Here is a 16,675-nt window from a genome sequence, read left to right as displayed (position 1 = left end):
TCACTCCTCAGATGATTCCGGAATAGGCGTTCAGGGCAGGCTGTCCGCCCAGGTGGGCGTAGAGCACGTTGGAGGCTGGGCCGATCTCGCCCTCGCGCACCAGGTCGATCAACCCCGCCATGGACTTGCCTTCGTAGACAGGGTCGATGATCCTCCCTTCCAGCTGGGCGGTGGTCCGCATGGCCTCCAGCGTGGACTTCACCGGAATCCCATAGAGGTCTCCGGCCCAGCCCTCGAGCACAGTGATCTCATCATCGGCCAGATCCCGGCCCAGCCCGATGAGCTCCGCGGTATGTCGCGCGATCTGCGCCACCTGGCCCCTTGTCATATCGATGGTGGCTGAGGCGTCGATCCCGAGCACCCGACGAGGCCGCTGCTGTCCAGCGAACCCGGCGATCATCCCCGCGTGGGTGGAACCGGTCACCGTGCAGACCACAATAGTGTCGAAGAAGACACCCAGCTCTTGTTCCTGTTGTTCGACCTCTGGTGACCGGGAGCTCGCCAGGGCGAGGGTTCCGGCGGCGATAGAGGCGGTCAGGAAAGTGGCGCGGCGGGTTATAGGGCGCACCTCCAAAGTAAGCCGGGTGTGGTGGGTGCTACTCCACCCTAGGCACCGCTGGCTGGGATTGGGCAACTTTTGGAAGAGAGCGTTAGCCGCTTGTGACGAGGGGTATTGGCGGACGCGCGAGTGAAACGGCCTGAAAAGTGTTGTCTAACCAAGGGTTGCGAAACGATACAAATCGGGTGGGCATCTTTGCATCTGGGATCGGGAGGGCGACGACGGGAACTGCGTGCCGAGTTCCATCATCGGCAAGGTCATCAGGGGCGGTGGACGAGGGGACCTGGTTCTCAGTGCACGTATGCCCGGCCCCAAAAAAAGGCTCGGTGAAGGGTCGACTTACGGGCATTGTTCGGCAAGTCTCGCTCGCGCCTCAGACCCTCTCCCGCCCAGGACGTTTAGAGGTGACGACGTCAGCGGACGTTCCGTGGCGCCGACTGACCAGTCTGGACCGTGCGCGCAGTTCCAAGCCTTCACCGATGGTTTGGCCGCGGCTCTTCGGTGACTTCGGGGTTCTCTTTACCGAATCTTGAGGTTCCTGCGACCTGGGCTCTAAGTCCAACGGGCACTCTGGAATCAATACTCCCGAGGGATCCCGGGACAGACAGATGTTGCAAGCTTCACCGTCCCTGTCAGGGGCGGACCGGAAAGGGATAGATATGATTGAGACCTCAAAGACTGGGACGGCAGGTGTGAAGGAGACTTCGATGCGGTCCCGGGGCCGGCTGGTGGGCATCGACGCGGCACGAGGGCTCGCCCTGCTGGGCCTGATGGCGATTCATCTGCTGCCAGCGTGGAACGAAGAGACCGGGGGAGTCAGCTGGTCCTGGCGATTGTTCTCCGGGGACTCCGCCGCGTTGTTCGCGCTGCTCGCCGGGGTGGGTCTTGCGCTGACCTCCGGGGGACGTAACCCGCATCAGGGCAGAGCGATGACTGCTGACCGGGTCGGACTGCTGGTCCGGGCGCTGCTGATCGCAGTGGTGGGCCTCTGGATCGGCACGGTGATGCCGCAGGATCCTCCGGCATACGGCATCTTGCTCTATTACGGTGTGTTCTTCCTGCTGGCGATCCCGTTCCTCCACATGGGTCCTAAAGGACTGTTCGCCTCTGCGGCGGTGTTCGGGATCCTGTCCCCGATGCTCATGCAGAATCTTGCCGGCGAACTGCCTGCATGGAGTTCGTATAACCCCACGTTCATCGACGTGTTGACCGAGCCCGGAGCCGTCGCTTCTCAGCTGCTGCTCACCGGTACCTATCCGGCGCTGCCGTACATGGCGTATCTGCTGGTGGGCCTGGGATTGGGGCGACTGGACCTGCGTGAGACCGCGGTGCAGGTCCGTGTGTTGGTCGTGGGAGTAGGGGTGACGATCTTCGCCTACTCCACCTCCTCCGTCATGCTTTACGCCTTAGGTGGATACCAGCGGCTGTTGAGTACTTCCGGGATGAGTGAGTACGAGCTGGATCAGGTCCTGATCTGGGGTCCGGACTCGTTGCCGGCCTCGACCGGGTGGTGGCTGACGATCACGACCCCACACACCAACACTCCGCTGGCGATCATGGCCAGCCTCGGCGTGAGCCTGATGGTGCTGGGAGTGTTCCTGTTGATTGCTCCGAAGGTCGGGAAGTGGTTGTTGCCTCTCTCCGCGATGGGCGCGATGACCTTCACCTTGTACACCGCCCACCTGGTGGCCCTCTCGATCGAGGTCCACTACGGCCAGCCCTACCTGTGGTTCGTGATCCACCTGGTCGCGGCAGCCGTGTTCGCGATGATCTGGCAGCGGGCACTGGGGCAGGGCCCGCTGGAGAAGGTGGTCAGCGCCAGTGTGAAATGCACCCGACGGTTGGTCTCCGGAGCTGAAGGTCAGTCTCGAGCTTCGGCTGATGGTCGGGGCAGCCGGCCCTGAGCCGCCGTGCCTGCAGCACGAAGGACACCCTCCTCAGGCACACGCTCGCGCACCTGCTCCCGGCGATTGGGCCCGGACCGCCCGTGCCAGATGGTGGCGGCGTGGCCCGTAAGACGTATGCGGGGCAACCGGGTTAGTGCAGGGCTCGGGTGCGAGGCAGTCGGATGTGGAAACTGGCTCCGTGACCGAGCCCGTCGCTGCTCGCCTCCAGGGTCCCGCCCTGGGCTTCGACCAGGGACTTGCTGATCGCTAACCCCAACCCAGAGCCTGCCCGGTGGGCTTCACGACCGGTATGGACCCGGTAAAAGCGGGCGAAGACATCGTGGAGGTGCTCGGGTCTGATGCCCTCCCCAGTGTCGGTCACAGTGATCGTGACCGCCTCCGGAGCGTTATCGGTATGCACGGTGACGGAACCCCCGGGCGGTGTGTGGCCCAAAGCGTTCTCCAAGAGATTCCCCAACACCTGACCCATACGTTCGGGATCAAGCGGGATTGGTGTTGAAAGCGGTCCGGCGCTGTTGGTTGTCACTGTGATGTTCTTGGCTGCGGCGGCGGGCTCGATGGCCGCGACCGCCTGGGCGGTCAACGCACCCGGATCTTGAAGGGTGAGCTGCAACTTCGCCGTGGCTTCCTCCGTGGCGGTGAGTTGCCGGATGTCATGCGCGAGCCGTTCCATCCGGGTGATCTGCGCGTTGAAGATCCCGATCGTCCGGGCATCCCATTCCACGACCCCGTCTTCGATCCCCTCCAGGTGGCCCTTGAGGCTGGCGAGGGGGGTGCGCATCTCGTGGGCGAGATCAGCCAAGAGTTGGCGTCGGGTGGTGTCTACGGCGGCGAGCCTGGCAGCCATGTCATTGAAGGAAGTCGCTAGAGAGTCGAACTCGGGGCCCAGTTTCGTGGAGGTGACGTCCACATCGTAATTACCAGCAGCGACTTCCCTGGCGGCGGTGCTGAACGAGGACAGGGAGCGGCCGATGGTTCGGTAGAGGTAGAAGCTGAGCAGCCCGGCGATGAACAAGGCCGGTAACCCGCCGATGACCAGAGCGGTCAGAATCACGGAGCGGAAGGCGTCTTCCAAGTGGATCAGCCCGGTGGCTGCATAGGCGTGCCCTGCCTCGACAAGCTCGCGGTAGAACATGGAAGGCCCCACCAGCACAGCGGTGGCCACCACGATGATCAGCCCGACCGCCAGCACTGCGGTCTGGGCCAGCATCAACCGCACCGTCAGCGGGCCCCATGACCACACGCGGTCGTTCTCGGTGGAGGTCATCGGCCGGTTCCCATCCGGTACCCGACCCCGCGAATGGTGTGGATGAACCTCGGGTCAGAGGCATCATCGTTGAGCTTCTTCCGGATGCGTCCGATGTGGACATCCACCAGATGGTCCTCCCCGGTCCAAGCGGTGTCCCAGACCAGTTCCACCAGCTGAGCCCGGGACAACACCTGGTGCGGGTGTGTAGCCAGAGAGACCAGCAGATCAAACTCGATCCGGGTCAACGCCACCGATTCGCCTCCCAGCTGCACCCGCCGGGCGGCCTCATCCACCACCAGGTCCTCGATCACGAGCTTCTGACCGGGTGACTCTGGCGTGGTCGGGACCTCCGCGTTGCTGGTGCGGGCTCGGCGCAACATGGCCTGGACTCGGGCGACAAGTTCGCGAGGGCTGAAGGGCTTTGTCACATAGTCGTCAGCGCCTACCGAGAGCCCGATAATCTTGTCGATCTCATCATCCCGGGCAGTGAGCATCAAGACGTGGCAGTCCGAGAGGGTTCTCACCTGTCGACACACCTCGATCCCGTCGATGCCGGGCAGTCCTAGATCCAGCACCACCACGTCCGGGTCGAAGCTGCGCACCGCGGCGACCGCTTCGGTGCCATCATGGCGCACGGCGACGTCCAGCCCGGCTTTGCGCAGATACCCTTCGATGAGACGGGCCAGATCTGCCTCGTCGTCGACCACGAGGATCCTGCCGATTCGTGCTGTGTGCATCGGTGCTCCTTGATCGAAGGGCCACGCATTCGGCGGGGACTCGGGGCGGCACTGAGGAGGGGTTCACGAACGAGGAGAAGGGGAGAGGGTCTCCGGAATTCTTGAGAGTGAGGGTTCTCCGGGCGATAGGTGAGGGGAACTGAGGAAGGACCTCAGCCATGGCGATCATTTCTCAGCGGTCAGTCGTCTACTCCTCACAGGTTGCTGGGTGCAGCACAGCCTCTGGAATTGGACCTGATCCTATCCCGGGATGGAAGGCGCAACTCGGAGGCGAGACTATTTACGGGGGTTGAGGGGTAAGAGCCATCTGGGTGTCCTGGGCCTGAGCCGAGATGCCCGCAGGAGACTGCGAGGCTTCAGTTGACATGCCACTGTTCTGTTTTGAGAATGAGGCGCATGATAAGTCGCCCTTCGTCTCCTGAGATCTTCATGCGAAGCTGCCCGGGCGCTGATCGTAGAGGGCGCCACAGGACGGCCGAACTCGTCATGGCAGTCCGCGCAGAACGATCCAGCGCGAGATCACCGACGGGTCACAAGATGGAACTATTGAGATGACGATGCGCAGAACTCCGCAACGGATAGCGCTGGCAGCAGTCTTGGAACAGACTTCCCAGTTTCGTTCTGCCCAGCAGCTTCACGCTCACCTCCTGGACGAGGGCAGCGATGTTTCCCTGGCCACGGTCTATCGGTACCTCAATGCCCTAGCAGCCGCTGGTTCCCTTGAGACGCATAGCGTCCCAGGCGGTGAAACTCGCTACCGACAGTGCCGCCGAAGCGGGTTTCATCATCATCTGGTCTGTCGGGAGTGTGGGGAGACCACCGAGGTTACCGACGCCAAGGTGGAACAATGGGCACAGCGCACTGGGAATCGGCACCACTTCACTGAAATCACCTATGCCCTCGAGCTCTCAGGGCTCTGCACCGGGTGTCAACACGTTCCCGCAGGCTAAGGCCTCACTTGCGGCGTCGGCGGCGTCGATCGTTCCGCACCGACCCTGATCTGAGCTCTATCGTTCCTATGCTCGGTCAGGGGAGAGGTGGGCCTCTTGCCGAAGAAGCCCGAATTCAGTCCTCGCGCAGGAGGGGTTCCGACGGGGGTCCAGCCTGCCGGTGGCCGGCGACACTCATCAGAATTCCTTCATGATTGCCCTAGCTGCCCGGACTCTCGGGTTGCGCAGCCGGGCAATTAATCATCGAGTGTTCAGCAGTTCCTCGAGCTGATCGATGTTGGTGTCCATCCAGTCCAAATAGTCCTCAGCGTCTTCTGGCAGTGTCTCGCTGAACTCGACGACAGGAACTCCGGCGTCCTCAGCGGCCTGACGGATCTGTTGGGACTGATTGGTCTCGGTCTGTTCGTTATAGACCATCACATCGACATCTTCGGCGCTTTCCAGGGCATCTTGGAGCAGGCGAGGGGCGACATCGTCGCCGTGTTCGATCGCGGCCAGGAAGTCCGCGTCGGTCTCGTCCTTGAAGCCAGCATCGCTGAGCAGGTATGCAGAGACGGGTTCGGTGGTCATGAAGGTCATCCCAGATGCGTCGAGACCACGGTTGCGCTCGTTGAGCGCGTCGATCTCCTCGGCGAGGCTCTCTGCGTTCTCGCTGTAGAGCTCAGCATTCTCGGGGGACAGGTCGCCAAGGTGATCTGCAAGGTCCGTAACGAACTCGCTCATCAGCGCCAAGTCGTACCAGACGTGCTCGTTCTCGCCCTCTTCTCCGTGACCATGGCCCGCGTGGTCATCCTCGCCTTCCTGGTTCTCGACGTCTTCGTCGTGGTTCTCCTCAGCACCGTGCTCGGAGTGGTCCTCCTCGGCGCTGCCCGCGCTGTCGTGATCATCAGCCTCATCATCATGGCTGTCGCCTTCTCCCGCGTGTTCCTCGGCGTCCTGATCCTCTGTCGTTTCGGAGTCGTCACCGTCTTCTTCGTCGTGCTCTTCTTCATCCTCAGATTCGCTCAGCACCTGGATCAGGGCCTCATCTTTGTCTGCTGAATCAGCCAGGGTGCTCAGGAAGGGGTCGTAACCGCCGCCATTGGCGATGAGCGCATCGGCCTGCTCGATGCTCAGACGATCCTGCGGGGAGGCCTCATAGGAATGCGGGTCAACAGCCGGGTTATCAACGATCGCCTTCACCTCGGCAGTGTCTCCGGTGATCCGGGCTGCGAGATCGGCATAGACATCGATGGAGGCGACCACGCTGAGCTGCGCGTCGGCATCTGCCGTATCTGACGCGGCGGAGGTCTCCTCGGTCTGGTTGCCGCAGGAGGTCAACACCAGTGTGGCCGCAGCCCCGAGAGCAGCCAACGGCAACAGACCCCGGTGCTTGCGAGGTGAGCCCTGCCTGATCTGTCCAGTCGGGGAGGTGTGCGAAGACGGTGTAGACATTGGGAGGCCTTTCGGGAACGGTGCGGGTCTGCTCCACAGCGTAGGACGCTCCGTTGATGAGAACAAATCTCAACAGTAGTGTGAAGTGCCTCTGTGAGACTCAGCTAGCCCATCTCCTTGTCTCAGTACCTGCGTATGGACGCAGATAAGAAAGTGTGTGGAGTAGACCCTGAATCGGCCTAGGTAGATCTCGCCGCCGAGGTGCTCAAGATTCTGGCCCAACCGACGCGGTCAGAATCATTCTGGCCTTACGGCGGAGCTCAGAGCTCTCGGTGAACTCGTCGGCCCAGGTTGTTGGTAAGTCCGGGCCAGGTGTGTCCCAGCATCGGGCGAAGCTGCGAATGGCACGGATGGTGACCACGGGCCAGGACGGGACCACATCACCATCACCCCGGCCCTACGGCGAACTCAGCCCGGCGACTCCAAACCACGTCGGCTCACTGATGCTGGCTGTTCTGCGCAATCGCACGGGGCTGACGCAGGAAGAGGTGACGAGGTCAACTGAATCGTCAACAGACCAAACCAGGCCGGGGAGTGCCCCACATCAAGGAGTGCCAGTCGTGAAGCCCTGGCGGTCTGGCCAAATCACTACGATCCTCGCGTGCACACGGCGTGTGATGAGCCGCCCAACCAGAGCCCGGCCATCGGCCCGGAACGTGGCAGTCTTGACCCTGACACAGTGTCAGACCGTGAGGTGGAGACGTGCTATCCATTGGAGGCTTCGCGCAGATCGGCCAGGTGACCCACCGCATGCTGCGGCACTGGGACCGGACCGGTCTTCTGGTGCCCGCACACACCGACCCCTTCAACGGCTACAGGTTCTATGATCCTGAGCAGCTCGAACGGCTGCATCGGATCGTGGCCCTGCGGCAGCTGGGTTTCAGCATTGAGGAGACCTCCTCGCTGCTGGACGACGGCATCGACGCGCAGCAGCTGAAGGTCCTGCTGCGGCGACGTCGTGCCGAGGTGGAGGAGGAACGACGGACCGCAGCCGCCCGGCTTGCCGACGTCGAGCGGAGGCTCCAGCTCATCGAAGGGAAGAACACCGTGTCTACGGTCGAGATCGTCCAGAAACCCCTTCCTGCAGTCCAGCTCGCAGCGATCAGGGTGCGAGTGGAGGAGCAGCCAGAACTCGCCGGCCTCGTCGGCCCCAGCTTTGACGCCGTCGCTGAGATCATCGGGGGAGTCAGCGGCGCCCTGGAGACCCCGATCGCGGTCTACGCCGCCGAGCACGACCGGATCGAGGCCACCATCGGCTACGTCTACGGCGGAGATCCGCGGGAGGGCATCGAACTGGTGAGCCTGCCCGCCGCGGGACAGGCCTTCGCCACCGTCCATCTCGGCGAGATCAACGGTATTCGTGCCAGCTGGCAGGTTCTCCACGAGGAGATCATCGCCCGCGGCTATGAGCCGACCGGTCCCTGCCGGGAGCTCTACCTCCGAGCGGACGAATCCGGTCGGAGGGATGAGTTCGTCGTCGAGCTGCAGCAGCCTGTCCGGCAGTCCGAGAGGAGCTGAGCGACGCATCCACAGATGTGCCGCGGATGGTGCGACGGCGCCCCTGCCGACCGCGGCTCAGCCACCCAGCTGCTCGTAGTGTTCCGACAGCGCGGCATAGTAGTCGTCCCAGTCCACCTGCGCCGGGTCCTCACCCGCAAGCATGGCGCCGAGCCGGTCGAGGTAGTACTCCCAGCCGGGTCCGATGCTGCCCAGCGGGTCATCGCCGATCCGCTGGGCGAAGAGCAGGGTGGTGAGGCCGTCCTCGTGGCCCAGCTGGAAGCGCAGGTGCCAGAGCGCCGGTCCGACACCGGTCTGCACAGTGAGGCTGTGCGGCGGGCTGCACTGAAGGATCTCGCACTCCTCCGGCGGAGCGTCCTGGCCCTCGGCGGTCATCGAGAAGGTGACCTTCCCGCTGGCGGGGTCTCCCTCCCAGCGCCCGATCCACTTCACCAGCTGCGCGGAGTCCGTCATCGCCGCCCAGACGGTCTCCAGCGGCTCCGCGAAACGACGCTGAAACGCCAGTTCCCTTCCGTGAGGCCCGACGCCGAGCGTCCCCGTGGCTGCTGGTCCTGTGCTCATCGGTGGGTCACCTTCTCCAGACGGTCCGGCCCTACGCGGTCCGGGTGTGTGGGTATGCCGGCTCCCGGTGTTGGAAGCTCAGGATGTTCGGGTTCTGGATCTCGCCCTGGCTGATCTCGATGGCGCGGGAGATGATCGGACTCTTCGCCCAGGTGGCCGGGCCCTCCATCACGGTGCGCAGGAACGGCAGGAGCGCTGCGCTGACCTCCCAGGTCGCGGAGTTCCAGAGGTAGGAAGGGCTGTGGTCCACGGCGTAGTAGTTGATGCCCCGGCCTACGGTGAACATCGGCTCGTCGAACGTGGTGGTCTGTGCCCATTCGAAGCCCATCCCCGGGTCGCAGGAGACGTCGATGATCAGGCTGCCCCCGGAGAAGCGCTCAAGATCCTTGGTCCGCAGGTAGGTCAGCGGCGCGGTGACGTCTTGGAGCGTGCAGTTGACGACGATGTCGTGGGATGCCAGGAACTCCGGCAGCGGTACATCCCCGGCTGAGGTGAGGACCTCGCTCTCGGGCGTGGTGCCGGATTCGGTCTTGAGCTGGGTGATGTGGGCGGTATGGATCGGGGAACCCACCGCCGTCGCGCCGCGCTGGGTCAGGACCTGGATGTCATGGATTCCCTGTGCCTTGAGTGCGGTCACCGCACCTCGAGCGGTGGCACCGAAGCCGATCACCACCGCGCTGCGCCGGGGCCCGTAGTCCCCGGTCGAGCCGATCAGGCTCAGCGCATGCAGCACGGAGCAGTAGCCGGCCAGCTCGTTGTTCTTGTGGAACACATGCAGGTTGAAGTCACCCCGTGGGGTCCAGTGGTTCATCGCCTCGAAGGCGATCAGCGTCAGCCGATGATCGATCGCGGTCTGCGTCAGCCCGGCGTCCTGGACGCAGTGCGGCCAGCCCCACAGGATGCCGCCAGCAGGAAGCGCCGTCACATCCGCCGCCTGCGGCTTGGGCAGGAGCAGGACGTCGGCCGATTCCATGACCGCGGCGCGTTCAGCGACCCGACCCACGCGGGATTCGACGTAGTCCGGTGCCAGCTGGAAGTCCGAGCCGTAGCCGCGCTCGACCACCATCCGGGCGCGCAGATCCGGGTCGATCTGGTCCAGGTGGTGCGGGTGGATCGGCAAGCGGCGCTCGTTCTCCATCGAAGAGTTCGCAAGCACCCCGAGAGTGAGCAGTCCGCTGCTCGAAGACGGGGTCTCCGGAGTCTCGGCGGAGGCGGCGGAAGCAGAAGTGGTGCTGGACATCGATATTCCCGTCGTGAGGGAACCAAGGGCGGCTCCTGTCCCGACTGTACGCCGATCCTTACATGGCGATCACGAGTTGCTGAGCTCAGTCGCGACCGGGTCGCCGCCGATTCGCCTTGATCTCCGAGCGTTCCCGCTTGCCCGCGAGACGACGCCGGTGCGAACCGCGGGTGCGCCGCGTGGGACGCCGAATGACCGGGGGAGCGATCGCCTCGCGGAGCAGCTCGGAGAGCCGCTCACGTGCCGCGGTGCGATTCCTCCGCTGCGAGCGGTGCTCGGCTGCGCTGATCGTGAGCACCGTGCCGGACAACCGGGAAGCCAGTCGGTCCAGCGCCAGCCGACGCTGGACCTCGGTGAGCGCCGTCGTCGTCCCCAGGTCCAGGCTCAGCTGGACCCGAGAGTCGGTCGTGTTGACTCCCTGGCCGCCGGGCCCCGAAGCATGTGAGAACTGCTCCTGCAGCTCACCGGCCGGGATGATCAGGCCATGAGGTGCCCCGGGTCCCGGGGGTACGCGCAGGTTCTCCACGCCTTCCAGTCTGCCGCACACAGCGGCGGGGCATGCGCACCGGCCGGTCCTGGTCCGCTCAGCCCGGTCCTGTTCCGCCCAGCCTCGTGTGAGTCCGCTCCTCCCGGTCCCGGCCCGCTCAGCGCAGCCCTTCGAGCACCCGCAGCGCGCTGCCGGTCCCGTCCTCCTCCGCCATCCTGTGGGCGGCCGCGCGGACCGCCGGGCGGAAGCGCTCGACCCCGGAGAGCGCGGCACTCAGCCGATCCGCGGTCAGGCGCCGCTGCGGGATCGGATCCGGAGCAAGGCCCTTCTCGCGCAGCCGGGCGCCCCAGAACGGCTGATCGGCGATGAAGGGAGCCAGCACCGACACGGCCCCGGCTGCCGTCGCCGCATGGACGGTGCCGATCCCACCGTGGTGCACCGCTGCCGTGGCCGCTGCGAACACCGGGGCGTGAGCCACGGAGTCGGTCACGTGGACGTCAGATCCGTGCAGCTGCGGTGGCACCGCGAGCCCGCCGAGCCCGGTCACCAGCAGCGCGCGGAATCCGGCCTCGCGAATCCCGCCGAGGACTTCTCGGGCCCGCGCTGCAGGGTCCCCGGAGGACATCGATCCGAACCCGGCATAGATGAAGTCGCCGCCGGCGATGAAGTCGGCCGTCTCGGCAGAAAGCGCACCTGCCCGGTCCAGGGTCCAGGAGCCGGTGAGATGCACGGTCTCGGGCCAGTCGGTGGGTCTCTCCAACAGCGCCGCACTGATCGGCAGAAGCGTAGCGGAAGGCGGGGCAGCCGGACCTGGAGTCCGCCCGAGAAGCCGGGAGACATCGCGCAGATCGCGACGGAACATCGCGCGACCGGCGCCGGCGGCGCGGTAGGTGTGCCGATTGAAGCGACCCAGGTCCCTGCTGCTGGTGCCCACGGCTGGAAACGCGGTCGTCGGGGTCATCGCCGGCACGATCTCGACCAGCGCGTGAGGAATCCCAAGGGCGTCGGCCACCAGCCCGGCGGAGAGGATCTTCGGATGAGCCACCAGCACCTCGGGCTCGAAGTCCCATGCCGCCCGCGCGGACTCGATGATCACCGCCCGCATCAGCGGCTGCACCGTGGAGCGGTAGGAGCGGATCGCGGCGGCCACCGAGACCCCCTGCTGCTCGATCATGGCGGTGTAGTCCACGCCCATGCTGACCACGTCCAACCCGGAGAGATCCGCACCCGAACGGTCTGGAACCACCAGGCGCACCTGATGCCCGGCACGCACGGCGCGCCTGGCCAGGGCGGCGAACGGTTCGACGTCGCCGCGTGATCCAGCCGTGGCGAGCAGCATCCGCATCTCACTCACCTGCTTTCATCGACGTCCTCATCCACACCGATCTCCCGATTCAGCCCCGCCGCTCGGTTCAGCCCCGCCGCTCGGTTCAGCTCCGCCGCTCGGTCAGCCCCGCGGCTCAGGCGGGCCCGGCCGTGGCGCGCGCTGCGGGGCGGCGAAGACCGTGGTGACCTCGGGGGCGTAGAGCACCGAATCTGGGGCGCGTGTGCTGAGGCCGTCGAAGCCCGCGGCGGCCAGCAGCCCGTCCTCGAGGTGGGTCAGCTCGGCGGGCTGCAGCGGCCAGGGTTCGTGGCTGTTGCGGCAGTAGAGGGTGCGCCCCAGGTGTCGCTCGTGGAAGCCCCAGCGGGAGGTCAGGAAGCTGGCCACCGGGTCCTGCGCCAGGTCCGTGTCGGCTTTGGACTGGGGCCCTGGGCGCACGCGCAGTGTGGAGGCGGCCGCGCGCTGGCCGTGTCGGCGAGTGGTGTACTCCACCTCACCCTGGTGCTGCCGGATCTTCATCGACGCCCACTGATACCGCAGCCCGAACGCGGCCCGCGCGACCAGCACCGGGATCAGGTGGGAGGCCTCCAGGCTGCGGAAGACCACCCCGCGGCGACCATGCTCGTCGATGGAGTAGAGCCGGACGTTGACCTCCGGAAAGTCACCAAGCCACGGAATGGCGGGTCCGCCCAGGAAGGAGCTCTTGGACATCTGAAACCCGATCAGCCCCACCCAGGAGCTGCCATCTAACACGTCTGGGGAACAGCCAGGGGGCATATAGGGTTCGACGACGCCGGGGTCGACCCGCCAATGCACGAAGGACACCTCACTCCACCGTTGCCGCAGGATGGCGGCGCCGCCCAGCGGCGGGGCCTCGGGGGAGAGTGCGTTGAAAGCCATCAGGGAACCTCGTCATCAGCGCAGGGAGGTCGATGCTCCTGGGAGCACCGGCGGTTCAAGAGCATCTTATCCAGCGCAGATCACCGCCGGGCCCGACGTCGCACACGCTGGACTTTGACGGCGTAGATTTGCTCATCAGTGCAAGAGTGCAATCCTCCGACTTCATGAGACAGGTGGCGATGGCTGCAGAACATGACGGGCCGGTGACCGTCTCGGTGGTCATCCCGGTCAAGGACGACAGCGCGGAACTCACCGTCTGCCTCGCGGCACTTGCGGCGCAGACCCGGACCGCCGAAGAGATCATCGTGGTCGACAACGCCTCCACCGATGACTCCGCCGCCGCCGCGAGAGCTGCCGCCGCCGCCGCGAGAGCTGCCGGCGCCACCGTGGTGAGCTGCCTGCAGCCCGGTATCCCTGCGGCGAGCGCCACCGGCTACGACGCCGCCACCGGGGACCTGATCCTGCGGCTCGACGCGGACTGCGTGCCGGGACCTCGATGGATCCAGGACGTGATCACAGCCTTCGAGGAGCAGCCCGAGGTTGCGGCGCTGACCGGACCGGCCGTGTTCATCGACGGGCCGGTGCCGCTGCGACGTCCCCTGGTGCGCGCCTACCTCTTCGCCTATATGAACTTCTCCATCCCTGCGCTGGGACACCGTCCGCTCTTCGGGTCCAACCTGGCCATGCGCCGCGAAGCCTGGGAACAGGTGCGACTCGAGGTGCACCGCGAGGACCCCGAGATCCACGATGATCTGGACCTGTCCTTCCACCTCGGGGAGCATCACCGGCTCGGTCAGATGGGCGGCGAGCCGATGGGCATCTCGATGCGCCCGTTCAATGACGCCAAAGCCTTCCGACGCCGGATCAAGCGCGGATTCCGCTCCGTGACGGTGCACTGGCCCCAGGAGTTCCCACCCTTGCGGTGGCGCCGAGCCTCGCTGCGCCGCCGCGGTCAGTTCACCGAACCGGGAGGTGAGCGCCCATGATGACCCCAGACCGGCCTGCGGAGACCCGCTCCGTGGGGCGCGATCCTTCCACCGCTGATCCCGCCGCCCCCGATCCTTCCACCGCCGATCCCTCCACCGCTGCGGGCGCCGCGCTGATCGGTCCTGTCCCAGCCCCCGGGCTCCACGTGATGAGCTGGAACATCCGGCGTCGGACCTTCGCGCTGACTCCGCGCCGGGCAGATCGCTGGCAGCGCCGCGCCCCCGGGCTGCGCAGCCTCTTGCAGGCCGAACGCCCGACGCTCCTCGGCGTCCAGGAGGCCCTGCCGGATCAGGCCAGATTCGTCGCGGAGGCACTGGGTGGCGCCTATGAGCATGTTGGGCACGGACGCGGCCGGCATGCCACGGGTGAGGCCTCGCCGATCTACTACGACTCAGACCGCCTCGAACTGATCGACTGGGAACAGCGCGCGCTCTCGGACACCCCGCACCACCTCGGCTCCCGATCCTGGGGCAACCTCATCCCGCGAAGCCTGGTCGCAGCGACCTTCCGCGACCGGATGACCACCAGGACCTTCCGGACGCTGAACACCCACCTGGACCACCTCTCCCACCGCTCTCGGCTGCGTGCCGCCCAGAGCATCCGAGACCTGGTGACCGCCAGCCGGCTGCCGGCGGTCTTCCTGGCCGACCTGAACGCTCGGCCAGGCAGCGCCCCCGTGAAGCGGCTGCTGCAGGACGGCGGCCTTGCTGACACCTGGGCGGCCGCCGCGCAGAGGGACAGCCAGGAATGGGGGACCTTCGCCGACTACCGGACCCCGCGCGTGGGCCGGCCCCGGATCGACTGGATCATGGCCTCACCCGAGGTGGACGTGGCCCGCGCCGCGATCAATCCCGCGCGGCACCGCGGCGGATGGCCCTCGGATCACCTGCCTGTCCAGGCCGTGCTGCACCTTCCGCAGGAGGGCGAGGCCGGGTGATCGAAAACTTCCTGCGTCCTCCGCGGAGCCCCACCGAGTTCGCCGCAGATAGTCTCCGCGGCCTCGGCGTCCTGGGCGTGGTGCTGGCCGCGATGTTCTTCGAGCCCACCGACGTCGGCATCCTCGCCTTCGCCCTGCCAGGACTCTTCGCGCCACGTTTCCTGGCCTTCCCGGCGGCAGCAGACCTCGTCGTCTCGGCGACCCTTCTGGTCGCGGCCTGGAGCAACGTCTTCGATCTCTACACGCTGATCCCGAACTGGGACCTGATGGTGCACTTCTTCTGCACCGCGGTGCTGGCCGCCGGGCTCTATATCGTGCTGCTGCGCTCGCAGATGGTGGCTGACCCGCGCGCGAGCCCGCTCGCCGCCAGGGTCGGTGTCCTGCTCACCACCACGCTCGGCCTGGCGCTGAGTGCGGTGTGGGAGATGGTGGAGTGGCTCGGCTTCACCTTCATCACCCCAGACATCTCCGTGACCTACACCGACACCATCGGGGATATGGCCGCCGGTGGGATCGGATCGGTGGTGGCCTGCGTCGTCGTGGTGCTGCACCTGCTCTCCGACCAGACCCGCCGCCGGTCCGTGTCAGACGCTCCGCCTAGACTGACCTCCAGGCCACAGGATGGAGACTCATGGACACCGACGTCATAGTCATCGGCGCAGGACTCGCCGGACTGCAGTGCGCTCGTCGGCTGCAGCGCAACGGACAGAGAGTGACCGTGCTCGAAGCCTCAGACGCCGTGGGCGGACGAGTGCGCACCGACCTGATCGACGGCTTCCGCTGCGACCGCGGATTCCAGGTGCTGAACCCGGCGTACCCGGCGGTGCAGGACTGGATCGACGTCGACGCGCTCGGCCTGCAGCAGTTCGGCGTCGGGGCGGTGATCCGGACCGCCACGAAGACCACCACGTTGGCGCACCCGCTGCGGCACCCGCAGCACGCCGTGGCCACCCTGGGCAGCAGGCACACCCCGGTCTCGGATCTGCTGGCCTTCGCCCGCTGGCTCGCCCCGACCCTGCGACAGCCTGCCACCGGTCCGCGTCCGGCGCAGGACGCCACCCTGCACGAGTCTTTTGAGGCCGCCGGGCTCACCGGACCGCTGCGCCGGGACGTGCTCGACACGTTCTTGGCCGGGGTCCTGGCCGACAGCACCGGGCAGAGCTCGGCGAACTACGTCCGCCTGCTGGTCCGCTGGTTTGCCCTCGGCGCCCCCGGTCTGCCGCGCGAGGGCATGCAGGCGCTTCCCGAACAGCTGGCCAGCTGGCTGCTGGAGCCGGTGCGGCTGAACACGCCGGCCCGGGACCTGCGGCACACCGCCGACGGGGTCCAGGTCAGCACCGAGGCCGGGACGCTGCGGGCACGCGCCGCCGTCCTCGCCGTCGGACCCCAGGACCTCTCCGAGCTCACCGATCAGCCGGCCCTGCCCACCCACGGCCTGACCACCTGGTGGTTCCGCGCCCCGGAGCTTCCCCAGGCCGGACCGTTCCTGATGCTCGACGCCACGCGGCGCGGCGGAGGCCCTGCCGGCCCGATCTGGAACACCGCGGTGATCTCCCAGGCCGCCCCCTCCTACGCTCCGGAGGGTCAGCACCTGATACAGGCCACGACCTTGCTCGACCGGCCCGACGGGCTCGCCGAGGAGGCCACAGTGCGCCGGGACCTGGAACGGCTGTACCAGAGCTCCACCGCGGACTGGGAGCTGTTGACCCATCACATCGTGGAGCACACGCTCCCGGTGCAACACCCGCCGCTTCGCGAGGCCAGCCCGCAGCGCGTGGGCGAGCGGGTGCTCATCGCCGGGGACCACCGAGACCACGGCTCGATCCAGGGCGCGCTGACCTCCGGGGACCAGGCCGGGCAGTCGGTGACCCGCCTGCTCGCCGGCTGA

15 protein-coding genes and 1 pseudogene are annotated in these 16,675 nt (G+C 66.3%); 7 read left to right on the top strand and 9 right to left on the bottom strand.

Going from position 1 to position 16,675, the window contains the following annotated elements; all coding sequences use genetic code 11:
* Nucleotides 1–7: 7 nt before the first annotated feature.
* Nucleotides 8–484, bottom strand: a pseudogene (locus BG28_RS11910) (pyridoxal-phosphate dependent enzyme); the annotation flags it as partial.
* Nucleotides 485–1,266: 782 nt separating this feature from the next.
* Here BG28_RS11910 and BG28_RS11905 point away from each other — a divergent pair.
* Entirely contained in the window at nt 1,267–2,463 is a 1,197-nt protein-coding gene (locus BG28_RS11905) for a heparan-alpha-glucosaminide N-acetyltransferase domain-containing protein (RefSeq protein ID WP_235181095.1), read from the top strand.
* A 133-nt stretch (nt 2,464–2,596) separates the two neighbouring features.
* Here BG28_RS11905 and BG28_RS11900 read toward each other — a convergent pair whose 3' ends face one another.
* Complete coding sequence (locus BG28_RS11900) at nt 2,597–3,733, bottom strand: cell wall metabolism sensor histidine kinase WalK (protein ID WP_051501392.1); 1,137 nt, start codon at nt 3,731–3,733, stop codon at nt 2,597–2,599.
* Nucleotides 3,730–4,452: a response regulator transcription factor gene (locus tag BG28_RS11895; RefSeq protein WP_036477161.1), complete on the bottom strand. Its 723-nt coding sequence runs from the start codon at nt 4,450–4,452 to the stop codon at nt 3,730–3,732. The genes BG28_RS11900 and BG28_RS11895 overlap by 4 nt, the downstream gene beginning before the upstream one ends.
* A 551-nt stretch (nt 4,453–5,003) precedes the next feature.
* Between BG28_RS11895 and BG28_RS15070 the strand changes: the two genes are divergently transcribed.
* Nucleotides 5,004–5,402, top strand: coding sequence for a Fur family transcriptional regulator (locus BG28_RS15070; RefSeq protein WP_084479693.1), 399 nt, complete (start codon nt 5,004–5,006; stop codon nt 5,400–5,402).
* A 240-nt stretch (nt 5,403–5,642) separates the two neighbouring features.
* On the opposite strand, the gene BG28_RS11890 is transcribed toward BG28_RS15070, so the two are convergent.
* Nucleotides 5,643–6,761 carry a metal ABC transporter solute-binding protein, Zn/Mn family gene (locus tag BG28_RS11890; protein ID WP_161634838.1) on the bottom strand — a complete coding sequence of 373 codons (1,119 nt, stop codon included), beginning with the start codon at nt 6,759–6,761 and terminating at the stop codon, nt 5,643–5,645.
* Between the two features lie 777 nt (nt 6,762–7,538).
* On the opposite strand from BG28_RS11890, the gene BG28_RS11885 reads away from it, so the two are divergent.
* Nucleotides 7,539–8,354 (top strand): MerR family transcriptional regulator, encoded by an 816-nt coding sequence (locus BG28_RS11885; RefSeq protein WP_036477156.1) that lies wholly within the window; start codon nt 7,539–7,541, stop codon nt 8,352–8,354.
* A 57-nt stretch (nt 8,355–8,411) separates the two neighbouring features.
* On the opposite strand, the gene BG28_RS11880 is transcribed toward BG28_RS11885, so the two are convergent.
* The 5 genes from BG28_RS11880 to BG28_RS11860 all read right to left on the bottom strand — a co-directional run bounded on the left by BG28_RS11880 (nt 8,412) and on the right by BG28_RS11860 (nt 12,863).
* Nucleotides 8,412–8,915 (bottom strand): SRPBCC family protein, encoded by a 504-nt coding sequence (locus BG28_RS11880; RefSeq protein ID WP_036477154.1) that lies wholly within the window; start codon nt 8,913–8,915, stop codon nt 8,412–8,414.
* Between the two features lie 31 nt (nt 8,916–8,946).
* Nucleotides 8,947–10,155, bottom strand: coding sequence for a N(5)-(carboxyethyl)ornithine synthase (locus BG28_RS11875; protein ID WP_084479691.1), 1,209 nt, complete (start codon nt 10,153–10,155; stop codon nt 8,947–8,949).
* An 85-nt stretch (nt 10,156–10,240) separates the two neighbouring features.
* The gene (arfB, locus tag BG28_RS11870) at nt 10,241–10,681 is read right to left on the bottom strand and encodes an alternative ribosome rescue aminoacyl-tRNA hydrolase ArfB (protein ID WP_036477152.1); all 441 of its coding nucleotides are present in this window, start codon (nt 10,679–10,681) and stop codon (nt 10,241–10,243) included.
* A gap of 118 nt (nt 10,682–10,799) precedes the next feature.
* The gene (locus tag BG28_RS11865) at nt 10,800–11,996 is read right to left on the bottom strand and encodes a glycosyltransferase (RefSeq protein WP_051501390.1); all 1,197 of its coding nucleotides are present in this window, start codon (nt 11,994–11,996) and stop codon (nt 10,800–10,802) included.
* Nucleotides 11,997–12,089: 93 nt separating this feature from the next.
* Nucleotides 12,090–12,863 carry a YqjF family protein gene (locus BG28_RS11860; protein ID WP_036477150.1) on the bottom strand — a complete coding sequence of 258 codons (774 nt, stop codon included), beginning with the start codon at nt 12,861–12,863 and terminating at the stop codon, nt 12,090–12,092.
* A 179-nt stretch (nt 12,864–13,042) separates the two neighbouring features.
* Between BG28_RS11860 and BG28_RS11855 the strand changes: the two genes are divergently transcribed.
* The 4 genes from BG28_RS11855 to BG28_RS11840 are packed head-to-tail and all read left to right on the top strand — an operon-like array spanning nt 13,043 to nt 16,675.
* Nucleotides 13,043–13,849 (top strand): glycosyltransferase family A protein, encoded by an 807-nt coding sequence (locus BG28_RS11855; RefSeq protein WP_036477148.1) that lies wholly within the window; start codon nt 13,043–13,045, stop codon nt 13,847–13,849.
* Nucleotides 13,846–14,787 (top strand): endonuclease/exonuclease/phosphatase family protein, encoded by a 942-nt coding sequence (locus BG28_RS11850; protein WP_235181094.1) that lies wholly within the window; start codon nt 13,846–13,848, stop codon nt 14,785–14,787. The genes BG28_RS11855 and BG28_RS11850 overlap by 4 nt, the downstream gene beginning before the upstream one ends.
* Entirely contained in the window at nt 14,784–15,437 is a 654-nt protein-coding gene (locus BG28_RS11845; RefSeq protein WP_152539286.1) for a DUF2238 domain-containing protein, read from the top strand. Before BG28_RS11850 ends, BG28_RS11845 begins: the two co-directional genes overlap by 4 nt.
* A complete protein-coding gene (locus tag BG28_RS11840) occupies nt 15,419–16,675 on the top strand; it encodes an NAD(P)/FAD-dependent oxidoreductase (RefSeq protein ID WP_036477146.1) in 1,257 nt (418 codons plus the stop codon). Before BG28_RS11845 ends, BG28_RS11840 begins: the two co-directional genes overlap by 19 nt.

Origin of the sequence: Nesterenkonia sp. AN1 (assembly GCF_000582475.1) — a bacterium.
GTDB lineage: Bacteria > Actinomycetota > Actinomycetes > Actinomycetales > Micrococcaceae > Nesterenkonia > Nesterenkonia aurantiaca.
Note: the sequence above shows the minus strand (reverse complement) of the source record. Positions and strands in the feature narration are given on the sequence as shown.

What these genes read in the sequence shown, in the direction of transcription:
- BG28_RS11905 (WP_235181095.1), top strand. Translation starts at nt 1,267, where the DNA reads ATGCGGTCCCGGGGCCGGCTGGTGGGCATCGACGCGGCACGAGGGCTC.
- BG28_RS11900 (WP_051501392.1), bottom strand. Translation starts at nt 3,733, where the DNA reads ATGACCTCCACCGAGAACGACCGCGTGTGGTCATGGGGCCCGCTGACG.
- BG28_RS11895 (WP_036477161.1), bottom strand. Translation starts at nt 4,452, where the DNA reads ATGCACACAGCACGAATCGGCAGGATCCTCGTGGTCGACGACGAGGCA.
- BG28_RS15070 (WP_084479693.1), top strand. Translation starts at nt 5,004, where the DNA reads ATGACGATGCGCAGAACTCCGCAACGGATAGCGCTGGCAGCAGTCTTG.
- BG28_RS11880 (WP_036477154.1), bottom strand. Translation starts at nt 8,915, where the DNA reads ATGAGCACAGGACCAGCAGCCACGGGGACGCTCGGCGTCGGGCCTCAC.
- BG28_RS11875 (WP_084479691.1), bottom strand. Translation starts at nt 10,155, where the DNA reads ATGTCCAGCACCACTTCTGCTTCCGCCGCCTCCGCCGAGACTCCGGAG.
- BG28_RS11860 (WP_036477150.1), bottom strand. Translation starts at nt 12,863, where the DNA reads ATGGCTTTCAACGCACTCTCCCCCGAGGCCCCGCCGCTGGGCGGCGCC.
- BG28_RS11855 (WP_036477148.1), top strand. Translation starts at nt 13,043, where the DNA reads ATGGCTGCAGAACATGACGGGCCGGTGACCGTCTCGGTGGTCATCCCG.
- BG28_RS11850 (WP_235181094.1), top strand. Translation starts at nt 13,846, where the DNA reads ATGATGACCCCAGACCGGCCTGCGGAGACCCGCTCCGTGGGGCGCGAT.
- BG28_RS11840 (WP_036477146.1), top strand. Translation starts at nt 15,419, where the DNA reads ATGGACACCGACGTCATAGTCATCGGCGCAGGACTCGCCGGACTGCAG.